Annotated in this window: 11 protein-coding genes; 4 read left to right on the top strand and 7 right to left on the bottom strand. The window is 72.7% G+C overall.

Annotated elements, in window-relative coordinates:
- Positions 1 to 205 precede the first annotated feature (205 nt).
- On the bottom strand, positions 206 to 1,411 hold the full coding sequence (locus IE255_RS22680) for a S8 family peptidase (protein WP_190052186.1): 1,206 nt from the start codon (positions 1,409 to 1,411) through the stop codon (positions 206 to 208).
- Between the two features lie 338 nt (positions 1,412 to 1,749).
- Here IE255_RS22680 and IE255_RS22675 point away from each other — a divergent pair, with 338 nt between their 5' ends.
- Positions 1,750 to 2,556: an SGNH/GDSL hydrolase family protein gene (locus IE255_RS22675; protein ID WP_190052185.1), complete on the top strand. Its 807-nt coding sequence runs from the start codon at positions 1,750 to 1,752 to the stop codon at positions 2,554 to 2,556.
- Between the two features lie 4 nt (positions 2,557 to 2,560).
- On the opposite strand, the gene IE255_RS22670 is transcribed toward IE255_RS22675, so the two are convergent.
- The 4 genes from IE255_RS22670 to IE255_RS22655 form a co-directional block, all read right to left on the bottom strand.
- Positions 2,561 to 4,198 carry a serine/threonine-protein kinase gene (locus tag IE255_RS22670; protein ID WP_229906525.1) on the bottom strand — a complete coding sequence of 546 codons (1,638 nt, stop codon included), beginning with the start codon at positions 4,196 to 4,198 and terminating at the stop codon, positions 2,561 to 2,563.
- A gap of 79 nt (positions 4,199 to 4,277) precedes the next feature.
- Positions 4,278 to 5,864, bottom strand: coding sequence for a HoxN/HupN/NixA family nickel/cobalt transporter (locus tag IE255_RS22665; RefSeq protein ID WP_190052184.1), 1,587 nt, complete (start codon positions 5,862 to 5,864; stop codon positions 4,278 to 4,280).
- Positions 5,861 to 7,567: a tetratricopeptide repeat protein gene (locus IE255_RS22660; RefSeq protein ID WP_190052183.1), complete on the bottom strand. Its 1,707-nt coding sequence runs from the start codon at positions 7,565 to 7,567 to the stop codon at positions 5,861 to 5,863. Before IE255_RS22660 ends, IE255_RS22665 begins: the two co-directional genes overlap by 4 nt.
- A gap of 99 nt (positions 7,568 to 7,666) precedes the next feature.
- Positions 7,667 to 9,199 carry a DUF4331 domain-containing protein gene (locus IE255_RS22655; RefSeq protein WP_190052182.1) on the bottom strand — a complete coding sequence of 511 codons (1,533 nt, stop codon included), beginning with the start codon at positions 9,197 to 9,199 and terminating at the stop codon, positions 7,667 to 7,669.
- Between the two features lie 226 nt (positions 9,200 to 9,425).
- Here IE255_RS22655 and IE255_RS22650 point away from each other — a divergent pair, with 226 nt between their 5' ends.
- The 3 genes from IE255_RS22650 (at position 9,426) to IE255_RS22640 (ending at position 11,176) form a co-directional block, all read left to right on the top strand.
- Positions 9,426 to 9,968, top strand: a complete 543-nt coding sequence (locus IE255_RS22650; RefSeq protein WP_190052181.1) for a sigma-70 family RNA polymerase sigma factor — start codon at positions 9,426 to 9,428, stop codon at positions 9,966 to 9,968.
- The gene (locus IE255_RS22645; RefSeq protein WP_190052180.1) at positions 9,965 to 10,783 is read left to right on the top strand and encodes an anti-sigma factor; all 819 of its coding nucleotides are present in this window, start codon (positions 9,965 to 9,967) and stop codon (positions 10,781 to 10,783) included. The genes IE255_RS22650 and IE255_RS22645 overlap by 4 nt, the downstream gene beginning before the upstream one ends.
- A gap of 126 nt (positions 10,784 to 10,909) precedes the next feature.
- Positions 10,910 to 11,176 carry a hypothetical protein gene (locus IE255_RS22640; protein ID WP_190052179.1) on the top strand — a complete coding sequence of 89 codons (267 nt, stop codon included), beginning with the start codon at positions 10,910 to 10,912 and terminating at the stop codon, positions 11,174 to 11,176.
- Positions 11,177 to 11,357: 181 nt separating this feature from the next.
- On the opposite strand, the gene IE255_RS22635 is transcribed toward IE255_RS22640, so the two are convergent.
- Positions 11,358 to 12,140, bottom strand: coding sequence for an ABC transporter permease (locus IE255_RS22635; RefSeq protein ID WP_190052178.1), 783 nt, complete (start codon positions 12,138 to 12,140; stop codon positions 11,358 to 11,360).
- Positions 12,137 to 13,099, bottom strand: a complete 963-nt coding sequence (locus IE255_RS22630; protein WP_190052177.1) for an ATP-binding cassette domain-containing protein — start codon at positions 13,097 to 13,099, stop codon at positions 12,137 to 12,139. The genes IE255_RS22635 and IE255_RS22630 overlap by 4 nt, the downstream gene beginning before the upstream one ends.
- Positions 13,100 to 13,141 lie beyond the last annotated feature (42 nt).

The following is a 13,141-nucleotide window of genomic DNA, read 5'->3' as shown; positions in this document are numbered from 1 at the left end:
CGGACCGATGCGGGTGAGATGTATGACGGTATTGACGATTGAACCCGTATGGCAAGACCTGGAACGGCCGCTCACGTTTTTGTTGGTTTGGGCGTTGCGGGAGGCGCTTTGTGGGGTGCAAGTTGAGAGGTTCCCGTCACACAAACGGCCGTTCCCCGGCAGGCGCGTCATACCTGCCGGGGAACGACCGTTCAGATGTTCGTGCTTACGGAACGAGCTGGAGCAGCCGGTTCGGCGAACCCGAACCCGCGCTCGTGACCTTGCCGGTGACGGCGCCGCCCACCAGGGCCGAGGCGACCTGGGCCGGGGTGGACGAGGTGTGGCCCGCCAGGTAGACCGCCGCGGCGCCCGCGACGTGCGGGGTCGCCATCGAGGTGCCGGAGATGGTGTTGGTCGCGGTGTCGCTGGTGTGCCAGCCGGCCGTGATGGAGGAGCCGGGCGCGAAGATGTCCAGGACCGAGCCGTAGTTGGAGTAGCTCGCCTTGGCGTCGGTGCTCGTGGTGGCGCCGACCGTGATCGCCTCGGCGACCCGGGCCGGGGAGGACGAGGAGGCGGTGGTGCTGCTGTTGCCCGCGGCGACGGCGTAGGTGACGCCGCTGGCTATGGAGTTGCGGACGGCCGTGTCGAGCGCGGCGGAGGCGCCGCCGCCGAGCGACATGTTGGCGACCGAGGGGCCGGAGTGGTTCTTCGTCACCCAGTCGATGCCCGCGATCACACCGGCCGTGGTGCCGGAGCCGCTGTTGTTCAGCACCCGCACACCCACGATTTTCGCCTTCTTGGCGACGCCGTAGGTCGAGCCCGCGATGGTGGTGGCCACATGGGTGCCGTGGCCGTTGCCGTCTGAGGCGTTGGTGTCGCCGTCGACGGCGTCGTAGCCGTGCGCGGCACGGCCGCTGATCTGCTGGTGGGTGATGCGCACACCGGTGTCGATCACATAGACCGTGACACCACTGCCCGCGCTGTCCGGGTAGGTGTAGGTGCCGGAGAGCGGGAGCGAGGCCTGGTCGATGCGGTCCAGGCCCCAGGGGGCGTTGGTCTGGGTGGCGGCGAGTTGGACGCGCTGGTCCTGCTCGACGGAGGCCACCGCCGGGTCGGCGGCGAGCCGCCTGGCCTCGTCGGCGGAGAGGGCGGCGGAGTAGCCGTTCAGCGCCTTGCCGAACGTCTTCTTGACCGTGCCGCCGTACTCCTCCACGAGGTCCTTGCCCGCGGCCGAGGACGCCTTCAGGCCCGCGCTCTTGTCGAGCGTGACGATGTAGCTGTCCTTGACCGCGGCCGGGGAGTCCGCGGCGAGCACCCGGCCCTCCGCCGGGGCGGCCTGGGCGGGGAGGGCGGTGAGTCCGCCCACGAGGGCGGCGGTCGCCGACAGGGTGATCGCGGCGAATCCGAGTCTCTTGCTACGCAGTTGTGCCATTACGAGGGAGTCCTCCTCTAGGCGGCGCGCGCCCTGGGTGGGGCGCGCGTCATGTGGGGGGTGCGCGCGTGCTCGCGCACACGGACCGGGAGCGTCGCGTTCCGCTCGCGGCCGGAGTAAAGCGTCGACCATCTACCGGCGTAGAACAAGAGAGTTGAGCACTAGTCAACAAATCTGTCATGCACGCGTAACAACAGGTGCTCGTCGCGTAACACGACGTGCGGTGAACGCGCCATGAGCACCCCGGAAAGGCCCGAAAAGACTTGGCATGGACACTTCCTGTCAACACGCGTAGCTGCTACGACGGTTATGGCAGAGATCCTGCTAAGGGAGGTTCCATGAGACGTTCCCGACTTGTCGTCTTCGTGAGCTCGCTCCTCCTCGCCGTCGCCACCGCCCTCACCGGGGCAGCGACGGCGCAGGCGTCCTCACTCGCCGCAACTGGCGGCTATGTGGCGCTCGGTGACTCCTACTCCTCCGGAGTGGGCGCCGGCAGCTACATCAGCTCCAGCGGCGACTGCAAGCGCAGCACGAAGGCCTACCCCTACCTCTGGGCCGCCGCCCAGTCACCCGCCACCTTCGATTTCACGGCCTGTTCCGGCGCCCGAACGGGTGATGTTCTGTCCGGACAGCTCGGCCCGCTCAGCGCCGCCACCGCCCTGGTCTCCGTCACCGTCGGCGGCAACGACGCGGGATTCGCCGACGTCATGACGACCTGTGTGACCCAGTCCGACAGCGCCTGTGTCTCCCGCATCAACACCGCCCGGGCGTACGTCGACTCCACGCTGCCCGGCAAGCTCGACAGCGTGTACGCGGCGATCCGCTCCAAGGCGCCCAACGCCCGCGTCGTCGTGCTCGGCTACCCCCGCTTCTACAAGCTCGGCACCACCTGCCTCGGCCTGTCCGAGACCAAGCGCAAGGCCATCAACGACGCCTCCGACCACCTCAACACCGCCATCGGCAAGCGCGCCGCCGACCACGGCTTCACCTTCGGCGACGTGCGCGGCATCTTCACCGGCCACGAGATCTGCTCCGCCGACTCCTGGCTGCACAGCGTCAACTGGCTCAACATCGGCGAGTCGTACCACCCGAAGGCAGCCGGCCAGTCGGGCGGCTATCTGCCGGTGCTCAACGCCAACGACTGACCGCTCAGCCGGAGTCCGTGTCCGACTCCGTGTTCGAGCCCGGGTCCGACTCCGGGTCAGAAGGAGAAGGGGAGGCCCCGCCCGTCGGGGTCTCCGTCTCACAGGTGATCGAGAACGGCACCGACTCGGACGTCGTGCGCACCGGCTCCCGCACCTCGACGCCGATCTCGTTCTCGAACGTCCCGGTCTCCGCGTCCGTCGTCACGGTCACCGCGTCCTGCTGCGTACGGCCGCCGCCCTCCGGGAACGACAGCGTCTTCCAGCCCCCGTCGAGCACCGAGCCGTCCTGTGTCACCCAGCGGTAGCGCACCTCGGCCGGCAGCCGCCCCACCGTGAACGTGGCCGTGAACCTCGGCGCCTGCGCGCTCGGCGGCGGGCACGGGCCGGAGTAGTCCGTGCGCGTGCCGTCCAGGGCGACCCGCACCGACTGCGGCGGCGGACTGCTCTCCTCGCTCTCGCTCTCGCTCGGCGTCGGGGACGGGCTCGACTTCCCGCTCCCGGTGCTCCGCGGCGGGCCCTGGGTCTCGGCGGGCGAACTCACCCCGGCGCCCCGGTCGCCGTTCCCGTCGCCGCCCGCGTTGTTCAGCAGCGCGTACGTCAGCCCGCCCACCGCCAGCGCCAGCGCGATCACGCCCGCGACCAGTACCCGGCCGGCCCGGCGGTCACGGCCTTCCCGGGTGGCCGTCGTCGTGGCTCCCCGGCCGGGCGCCCCAGGCTGCCCCGGGAAGGGCATCGGAGGCGTGCGAGAGGGCTCGGGGTGGGCCGCCACGGTCGGCGGATACGGGACCGCCCGTACGGTGTCCGCGCGCGGTGAGCCGCCCGCGCCGATGATCCGCAGCTCCTGCTCGGCCCGCTCGGCCGGCAGCCGCTGCCCGGGATCCTTGCGCAGCAGCCCCTCGATGACCGGGGCGAGCGGACCGGCCCGGTACGGCGGCGGCAGCTCCTCGTCGACGATCGCGCGCAGCGTGCTCAGCGGGGTGTCGTGCCGGAACGGGGAGTGGCCCTCCACCGCCGCGTACAGCAGCACACCGAGCGACCACAGGTCGGACTCCGGCCCTGGCGTGCGGCCGAGCGCCCGCTCGGGGGCGAGGAACTCGGGCGAGCCGATGACCTCCCCGGTCATGGTCAGCGCGGAGCTGCCCTCGACCATGGCGATCCCGAAGTCGGTGAGCACGATCCGGCCGTCGTTCGCGATCAGCACGTTGGCCGGCTTCACGTCCCGGTGCAGCACCCCGGCCGCGTGCGCCGCCCGCAGCGCGGCCAGCACCTCCGCGCCGATGTGCGCGGCCCGCTGCGGCGGCATCGGGCCCTCGGCGTCCAGGACCTCGGCCAGGGAGAGGCCACGGACCAGCTCCATGACGATCCACGGCCGGCCGTCGTCCGTCGCCACGTCGTAGACCGTGACCACGTTCCGGTTGGCGACCCGGGCCGCCGCCCACGCCTCCCGCTCCAGCCGGGCGTACATCCGCCGCACGTCGTCGCCCGCCAGACCGGCCGGGGCGCGCACCTCCTTGACGGCGACCTCGCGGTGCAGCAGCTCGTCGCGGGCGCGCCACACCGTCCCCATACCGCCCTCGCCGAGCGGTGCCAGGAGCCGGTAGCGGCCCGCGATCACCCGCTCATGGCCCGGTTCTTCGGACACGGCGCCCCCATTCGCAGCCGGGCGGAATCTCCCTGAGGTCTGTTTTCCCCAGGACGTCGGATTTCCTCACGAACGTAACTCAGCCCAGTGCGGATGCCGCCCCCTTGAACACGAGTCCGGCGCCGAGGACGACGACCGCGAAGGCCGAGCCGAGCGGTGCGGTGCGGCGCACCAGGGCCGCCATCGGGCCGGCCGTCCAGCGGGGGCGCCGGTCCAGCAGGCGGGTCATGCCGCTGCCCGCCTTGACGACGGCGTACCCGGCGGCCGTGAGGGTGAGCGCCAGCCCGACGCCGTACGCGACGACGAGCAGCAGACCGAACCAGGCCTGCCCGAGGGCCGCGGCGCCGACCAGCACCACCACGGCGGACGGGCTGGGCACGAGCCCGCCCGCGAAGCCCATGAGGATCGTGCCGCGCACGGTGGGGGCGACGGGGTGGGAGTGGGTGAACCCGCCGTGGGTGTGCTCGATCGTGTGCGGGTGGGAGTGGGGGTGGGCGTGGTCGTGCGGGTGGGTGTGGTCGTGATCGTGGCTGTGGTCGTGATCGGAGTTGTGGTCGTGCTCGTGCTCGTGCGCGTGATCGTGGGTGTGGCCACCGTGGCCGTGCTGATGGCCGTGCTGATAGGTGTGCGCGCGGTTGCGCAGGGCGCGGCGGAGCAGGCTCGCGCCCGCCAGGGTCACCAGGATCCCGCTGGCGACGCCGAGCCAGGCGATCACCGAGGGGGCCGCCGCCGAACCGGCCGTGACCAGCAGGCCGAGGGCGACCACGCCCAGGGTGTGGGTGACCGTCACCGAGGCGGCCATGGGCAGGACGTCCTTCATCCGGGCCTGGCCGCCCCGGGCCGCCGCCGTCGCGGCCATGATGGTCTTGCCGTGGCCCGGGGCCAGCGCGTGCATCGCGCCCAGGACGACGGCGATGAGGAGGGCCAGCGCGGCGAAGCCGGCGGTGAGGTCGTGCCGGGCGACCAGGTCGTCCAGGGCCCGCGTCCAGCGGTCGGCGCCGCGCGGGAGCACCGAGGCGGCGGGCGCGTCCGACTCCTCCCCGGCCAGGGCCGGACCGCCGGGGCGCACGCGCAGGGCGGCGGCCGCGGTGTCGGCGGGGGAGGACAGCAACTCCTCCGGATAGCTTGTCAGTTCGTCCGATATCGACTTCTCCGGTACGTCCGAAGCGGTGAGCGTCATACGGTCGCCCCGTGCCGTGATCTCCCGCCAGCCCGGGCCGGAGGAGGCGCCCGCGCCGCGGAAGCCGAGGGACACGCTCTCCTGGTCCGACGGGAGGGGGGCGGTCAGCTCGCACTCCACGCGGAGGGTGTCGAGCCCCGCCTGCCCGGGCCGCACGCGCGCGTGGCTGCGCTCTGAGGTGAGGCCGGCGGTACGGCCGTCGACGGTGACCCGGCTGTCCTCGGCGGCCGCGGCGCACCGCTCGCGGGCCCACAGGGCCATGCCCAGCCGCTCGATGTCCGGTTGCGCCTGGGTCGCCGGGATCTCGGCGAGGTCCTCGACGTGGTGGACCCGGAGTTCGCCGGGGGCGGCGACCAGGCCGTCGTAGCGGTTGACGGTGAAGTTGCCCAGCGGGTGGGCGCTCGCCGTGGCGGCGGGCAGCAGGGTGAGCGCGCAGGCGGCCGTGAGGACGGCGGCGCCGGACGCGAACAGCCGGCGCGGAGTCACCGGTTCGCCTCCAGGTCCTTGAGTGCGGTACGGGCCTCGCGCGCGCCGAGGGGCGAGAAGCCGGGGTTCAGGTCCAGCGCGGCCTTCAGGTGGTCGCGGGCGGCGCGCTCGTCGCCGGCGGCGCGTTCGATGACGCCGCGGTGGTAAAAGAAGGCGGCGTTGCGGTAGCCGGTGGCCGTGGCCCGGCGGGCGTACGGCAGGGCCTCCTCGTCGCGGCCGTTGACGTGCAGGGCCCAGGCGAGGGCGTCGGCGGTGTGCACGCTGTGGCGGCGGTCCCACTCGGCGCGGGCGGCGCGCAGGGCCTCCTTCTCGTCGCCGTGGTCGGCGGCGGCCAGGGCCGTGTCGAGGTCGGCGTTGACACCGCCCGCGCGGGCGAGGGACGTCCAGGCGTCCACCAGGGCGTACTGGTCGCCGGCCTTCGCCCGGTCGCCGTCGGCGCCGCGGTCCTCGTACAGCTCGCCGAGGGCGACGAGCGGGCCGGGCAGCGGGGAGCGGGCGACGACCTGCTCCAGCCCCTTGACGGCCGCGTCCCGGTCGCCGTTCGCGGCCTGGGCGCGGGCGCGGCCCTCCAGGGCGGGGAGGTACGCGTCGTCGGCGGCGAGGGCGCGGGCGTAGTGGTCGAGGGCCGTGGCGTAGTCGCCCTGGTTCCAGGCGAGTTGGCCGAGGGCGGTGGCGACGTAGGCGACGTCCGCGGGCGTGTGCGCGGCGCTCAGGGCGCGCTCCAGCACGTCGCGCGCCGTGCGGACGTCGCCGCGCAGCTCGTGCACGTACGCGTACCGCGTGAAGACGGGCACGCCGGGGCGCCTGTCGTCGGCGGTGCCGGCGGCCTCGGCGGCGTCGTCGTACCGGCCGAGTTCGACGAGGGCGTCGATACGGGTGCACAGGGCGCGTTCGTTGTAGGGGTTCTGCTTCAGGGCCCGGTCGGCGTGCTCCAGGGCGCCCGGGAAGTCATGCCGGGCGGCGGCCAGGGCGGCACGGCCGGCCAGGGCCTGGTCGTTGCCGGGCCGCAGTGCGAGGGACCGCTTCAGGGCGCGGTCGGCCTGCGGGTAGCGGGAGGGGTCGCCGTTCGTACGAGCCTGCTCGACGTAGGCGACCCCGAGGGTGGCCCAACTGCCGAAGTCCCTCGGCTGGGCGCGGAGATGCCTCTGCAGGGACGCGATCCCCTCGTCGAGATCGCCCCGGGCGAGGTGGCCGGGCGACAGCGCCCCGGCGGCGGACACGGCATCGGCACCGACGCCCGCCCCACCGTCCCCGGCGCCCCCGAAGGCGACGGCCCCACCGGTCAGCGCCACCGCCAGCAGCGCGGCACACCCGGCGAGCTGCGCCGCCCGCCAGCGCCGCCCCCCGTCGGCGGCCCGCCGCATCACGGCCACGCGCCGGCCGACGCCGGAGTCGTTCCCGGAGGGAGGACGGGCACCCGGCTCGGCACCGGTATCGCCCGGCGCGTGTGGATCGAGCTGTTCTCCGGTGCTCTGCGCAGCGGCGTAGTCCGTCTCCGCGTCGGTGACGTCCGGCCGGTCCTGGTCGGCTTCGGCCGTCTCCGCCACCGCACCCGACCCGGCCCCCGCACGGGCCGCCTCCGCCCCGCTCGCTCCGCCCGACGCCGGTGCGCCGCCCTGCGGGGCACCCTGCTCGGCGGGCTCCGTCAGCGGCGGGCGGTCGTCGCGCCTCTCCGGTGTGCTGTCGGTCGTACGCGGAGGCATGCCCTCTCCTCGGTCGGGTGTGCTGGTGCGGAAGGGGGGCGCGGCCCGTGCCGTGGGGGATGGGGGAACGGGCCGCGCCGGTCGGAGGAGCGGAGCGGGTCAGTACGCCCGGTTCCGCATGCGGCGCCACCACATCAGGGCCGCGCCGATCAGGACGATGCCGCCCGCCCCGGCCCCGGCGGACGCGGCCATCAGGCGCATGTCATCCGAGCCCTGCGCGCCGGCCGGCTGGAGCGCGTCGCCCAGCTGGCTGCGGACGTCGTTGCCGCCGTCCACGCCCTTGGCGAGCGGGCCGCGCGAACCCTCCGTCGGCAGCGCCACGTACGGGAAGGCCTTCTCGAACTTCTTGTCGTTCTCGTCGACCGCGTCGCCCAGGTCGTTCTTCGCGCCCAGCAGCTCACCCTCGACGACCTGGAGCGACGCGTCGATCACGTCGTCCGTCAGCCGCCGGCCGTTCGGGAAGCCCGCGTTGTCGCCGTCCAGGACACCGAGCCGCTTGGGCTTCGCGGCCGGCTTGATCGAGGTGTTGAGACGCAGCTGCTCCGACGGCGTCACGTGCGGCGGCTGGTTGAGGTCCTTGACGCCCTTGAGGAACACGTCGACCAGGTCGTTGCGCGGCTCGGCGGGGGCCGGGATCTTGTAGATGGCCTCGATGAGCTTGGGCAGCTCCGGGTTGGTGACGTTCTCCAGGAACTGGGCGTCGTCCCGGGGCGCGGACGCGTTGAACTTGTCCTTGTCCTTCAGCGGGTTGACGACCTCGTTGACCAGCGGGTTGCCGAGGCGCGAGACCTGCGCGAAGTAGCCCTGGGCGTTCTTGCGCTGCGTCGTCGACCAGATGCCGACGACCGGCTGCTCGTGCGACTCGGTGATGAAGCTGTTGGGCACCTGGAGGGCGATCGTGTTGACGTTGTAGCCCTTGAGGGTGTCGTTGCCGACCTCGGAGAGGTTCCCGCCGTACAGCAGGTCGAAGACGCGCAGGTCCAGGAAGAACGGGTCGTCGGCCTGCCCGGCGAACGTCTGCGCGCCCCCGGCGAGCTTGTGGATCGCCTGCTTGCGCAGGGTGTCGTAGTCCGGCATCGACGCCTTGCCGACGTTCGACGGCGCCACCGGCACATCGTCGGCGACCTTGGTCTTCGACACCGCCTTGAGGTCGCGCAGCTTGATCAGTTCGAGGTCGTACGTCTGCGTGATGTTGAGGTCCGGGTCGTCGAGGCTCTCGACCGGACCCGTGTTGTACAGGAACGTCTTGTCGTTCTTGGTGTCGGTCTTGAACGTGTACCGGAAGAGCAGGTCCTCCTTCGCGTCACCGTTGCTGTCGATGCGCAGGTCGTACTGGGCGTCCTCGGCGAAGGTGAAGAAGTTCGGCCCGCCCGCCGGTTCCTCGAACGGGATCCAGTTCGCGACGATGGTCGTCGTGTCCGGCTTGTCCGGGCTGACGAACGCGTACACGTCGGTGTTGTCGTACTGCGGGGTCCCCGAGATCAGCGGGGCCTCGCGGTGGCTGGAGGCGGAGGCCGCCTCAGGTTCCAGCGCGGTCACACCGGCGGCCGCGAGCCCGCCGGCGGCCAGCGCACCACAGACCACGGTGGCGATGCTCGTGCGTCCCGCACCGGTCCTGGAGAAAGGTGTCATGCCGTCCGTCCTCAGTGCCAACTTGCCTGACACACGCCATTCGGAGCGGTCGGCAGGGTGGATTGGTCGAATCTCAAACGTTCTTACGGCGCGTTTGAAAAGTTGTTTCATCGCCGGGGACCCGCGTTTTCGGCGCGCTGATCCGTAACACCGTCCGGAGGTGTGTGCGTTGCGAATGCCTCGCGTGAGGGGACAGGCCCGGTGCGGCCTCGGAGAGGGGGACCGAGTGGAGGCGGACAAGCTGCTGCTGCGCGTGGCACGCGGGGACCAGCGGGCCTTCGAGGAGCTGTACGGACTGGTGTCCGGCCCGGTGTTCGGACTCGTACGGCGTGTGGTGCGCGACCCCGCCCAGTCGGAGGAGGTGGCTCAGGAGGTGCTGCTCGAACTGTGGCGGTCCGCAGCGAAGTTCGACCCGGGGCGCGGCAGCGCGATGTCCTGGATCCTCACGCTCGCCCACCGCCGCGCCGTCGACCGGGTGCGCAGCGCCCGCGCGGCCGGGGAGCGCGAGCAGCGCGAGGCCCTCCGCGCCAACCAACCGGCCTTCGACCACGTCACCGAGGAGGTCGAGGCCGGCCTGGAACGCGAGCTGGTGCGCCGCTGCCTGGACCGCCTCACGGTCCTCCAGCGCCAGTCGGTCACGCTCGCCTACTACGAGGGCTACACGTACCGCGAGGTGGCCGAGCGGCTCTCCCTGCCGCTGGGCACCGTCAAGACGCGGATGCGCGACGGGCTGACCCGGATGCGCGACTGCCTGGGAGGCGCGGCATGAGCCTCTTCCGCCGCGAGGACCCGCACTCGCTCGCCGCGCCCTACGCGCTCGACGCCCTCGAACCCCCCGAGCGGGTCCGCTTCGAGAAGCACCTGAAGGGCTGCGGCCGCTGCGCCGCCGAGGTGCGCGCCCTGTCCGAGGACGCCGTCCGGCTCGCCTGGTCCGCGGCCGCTCCGGCCCCGGCCGCCCTGCGCGACCGGGTCATGGCCGCCGTACGCACGACCCCGCAGGACCCCGCGCCGCAGGACACCGCCCGCGCACCGGCACGCGCGCGTGCGACGCAGCTGCCGCCGCACGTGTGGGGCACCCAGCCGCCGCCGCGGCAGCGGGAGCGGCGCCGGATCCCGCTGTTCGTGCCCTTCGCCACGGTCACCGCCGCCGCGGCCCTCGTCGTCGCCTCCCTGTTCGCCGTGCAGGCGAACCGGACCCAGGACGAACTGGCCGCCGAGCGCGACCGGTCACGTGAGATCGCCCACGTTCTGTCGGCTCCGGACGCCCGGGCGAGGAGCGGCCGGGACATTCGGGGCCGCACCATCGGAGTGATCGCTTCCGCCTCGGAGGGGAGCGCGGTGGTCACCCTCGGCGGATACGGCGCCCCGCCGGGCGGCCGCGTGCACCAGCTGTGGCTCATGCGCCCGGGCGCGCAACCACGCTCCCTGGGCCTCTTCCAGGGCGACACGCCCTTGGTCGCGACCGGTCTCGGCACCTCCGCGACGTCACTGGCCGTAACCGTCGAGCCGGCGGGCGGATCGCCGCAGCCCACTACGCAGCCGATCGTCCAACTCGCCCTGAAATCTGTTGGATTCGGAGAGTGATCGGAGATACATCGTCAACCCCCTTATGGGGAAGGTGAATCCTGTGACCGCGATACACGTGTGCCCGGACGGGGCGATAGGGTTAACCTGCCCGGGCCGGGTGGACTCGTACGGGTGGGGAGTGACATGGAACAGATAACAGTGCGCAGCAGGGCCAGGGTCCCTGCGATCACCTGCGGGAGCAGCGCGACCAGTTCGCGCCTCGACCGCCACCTCTCGGTGCTGGCGGGCCCTGCCGTCCCGCAGCGGGAGACGGTCGAGGCGACCTCGCTGATGCGCGAACTGACCGCGCGTCAGCCGCAGGACCGAAGCGGCAGGGGAGCGCGCGTACGCCGCGTCTCGCTCTTCGCGCCGCTGCGCCGGCTGCGCCGTTCGCTGTTCGGCAGCAGGTAGGGGTCCGCGCTCGGGCGGTCACACCGCCACCAGTGCACGCTGCGCACTCGTCGTCCGTCATCCCCGCGGCACGCAGCGGCGCCAGGTGTGTTCCCGAGCGCGGTACGCCCCCTGTCGGTGCCTCATCCCCGCCCGGCAGTGACCGGGGGCTTCGCGCGGCCCGGGTGTCCGAACCGCCCGTTCACCGCTCCCCGTGCGCGTACTGACGCACGGCCAGCGGTACGAACACCCCGAGCAGTACGGCGCACCACAGGAGCGACCCCGCGACGGGGTGGGCCACCGGCCAGGCCGCCCCGTCCGGCACCGGCGCGTTGCCGAAGAGATCCCGCAGGGCCGTCGTCACGGCGCTGATCGGATTCCACTCCGCGACCGTCCGCAGCCAGCCCGGCAGCCCGCTCGTCGGGATGTACGCGCTGGACAGCAGCGGCAGCAGGAACGTCGCCCCGCCGAGCTGACCGGCCGCCTCCTCGTTCCGGGTGAGCAGGCCGAGGTAGATCCCGGCCCAGGTGCACGCGAAGCGGAACAGCAGCAACAGCCCGAAAGCCCCCACCGCTTCGAGCGGACCCCCCTCGACCCGCCAGCCCACCGCGAACCCCACCAGCAGGAACGGCACGGTCCCGGCTGCCGTGACCACCACGTCGGCGGCGGCCTGCCCGAGCGGTACGGCGGCCCGGCTCATCGGCAGCGTACGGAAACGGTTCGCCACGCCCCGGTGCGTGTCCTGGGCCGCCTGGAACATCCCGGTCATGATCCCGCCCGCGGCGGTCGCCGCCAGCAGGCCCGGCACGAGGAACGAGCGGTAGGCCTCGCCCGGCATCGCCAGGGCGCTGCCGAAGACGTAGCCGAAGAACAGCAGCATGCTGACCGGCATCGTCTGAGTGAGGATCAGCAGGCCCGGGTTGTTCCGCATCCGCAGCAGCTGGCGGCCCAGCATCGCGGTCCCGTCGTACGCCAGCATGCTCATGCGGCACGCTCCTTCACTTCGTCGGTGGTGTCGGTTTCGGTGAGGCGCAGGAACACGTCGTCGAGGGTCGGGGGCCGCAGGCTCGCGTCGAGCAGCGGCACGCCCGCCGAGTCCAGGGCGCGTACCAGCAGCGGCAGGGTGAGCGTGGGGTCCTTGCTGACCACGCCCACGGCGTTCCGGTCGTGGTCGAACGACGGCTGCCCGCCCGTGAGCCGGTCGAGGACGGCCGCGGCCTTCGTGAGCACGTCCGGGTGGGCCACCACGACCTCCGCGTGCGCTCCGACCAGCGCCTTGAGCTGGGCCGGCGAGCCGGTGTGCGCGACCCGGCCCCGGTCCACCAGGACGATGTCGCCGGCGAGCCGGTCGGCCTCCTCCAGGTACTGCGTGGTGAGCAGCACGGTCGTGCCCTCGGCGGCCAGGCCGCGCACCGCGTCCCAGATGAGATTGCGGCTGGCCGGGTCGAGACCGGTCGTCGGCTCGTCCAGGAACAGCACGTCGGGGCGGCGGATCAGGCTCGCCGCGAGGTCGAGGCGGCGGCGCATGCCGCCGGAGTAGGTGGCGGCGGGCCGGTCGGCGGCCTCCGTCAGGCCGAAGCGGTCGAGGAGCTCGGTGGTCCGGCCGGCCGGGCCGCGTACCCGGTGCAGCCGGCCGAACAGCTGGAGGTTCTGCCGTCCGGTGAGGTCCCCGTCGATGGAGGTGTCCTGCCCGGTGACCGCGATCCGGCTCCGTACGGCGGCGGCCTCGCGGACGAGGTCGTGCCCGGCGACCCGGGCGGAGCCCGCGTCCGGCCGCAGCAGCGTGGTCAGCAGCCGTACGGCCGTGGTCTTCCCCGCCCCGTTCGGCCCGAGGACCCCGCACACCGTCCCCTCGGCGACCGCCAGGTCCAGTCCGCGCAGGGCGTGGACCTCCCCGAACCGCTTTTCGAGACCCTCACTAAGTACAGCGTACGTAGAAGTCATGGTGCGACCATAGCGCACTACGTACGCTGTACGTAACTAGGA

Source organism: Streptomyces lomondensis (assembly GCF_014651035.1).
In the GTDB taxonomy this organism is placed as follows: Bacteria; Actinomycetota; Actinomycetes; order Streptomycetales; family Streptomycetaceae; genus Streptomyces; species Streptomyces lomondensis.
This window is presented reverse-complemented; position numbering and strand designations above follow the sequence as displayed.

Bases quoted from the DNA above. Each gene is read 5' to 3' on its own strand.
- IE255_RS22680 (WP_190052186.1), bottom strand. From the start codon at position 1,411: ATGGCACAACTGCGTAGCAAGAGACTCGGATTCGCCGCGATCACCCTG.
- IE255_RS22675 (WP_190052185.1), top strand. From the start codon at position 1,750: ATGAGACGTTCCCGACTTGTCGTCTTCGTGAGCTCGCTCCTCCTCGCC.
- IE255_RS22660 (WP_190052183.1), bottom strand. From the start codon at position 7,567: ATGCCTCCGCGTACGACCGACAGCACACCGGAGAGGCGCGACGACCGC.
- IE255_RS22655 (WP_190052182.1), bottom strand. From the start codon at position 9,199: ATGACACCTTTCTCCAGGACCGGTGCGGGACGCACGAGCATCGCCACC.
- IE255_RS22645 (WP_190052180.1), top strand. From the start codon at position 9,965: ATGAGCCTCTTCCGCCGCGAGGACCCGCACTCGCTCGCCGCGCCCTAC.
- IE255_RS22640 (WP_190052179.1), top strand. From the start codon at position 10,910: ATGGAACAGATAACAGTGCGCAGCAGGGCCAGGGTCCCTGCGATCACC.
- IE255_RS22635 (WP_190052178.1), bottom strand. From the start codon at position 12,140: ATGAGCATGCTGGCGTACGACGGGACCGCGATGCTGGGCCGCCAGCTG.
- IE255_RS22630 (WP_190052177.1), bottom strand. From the start codon at position 13,099: ATGACTTCTACGTACGCTGTACTTAGTGAGGGTCTCGAAAAGCGGTTC.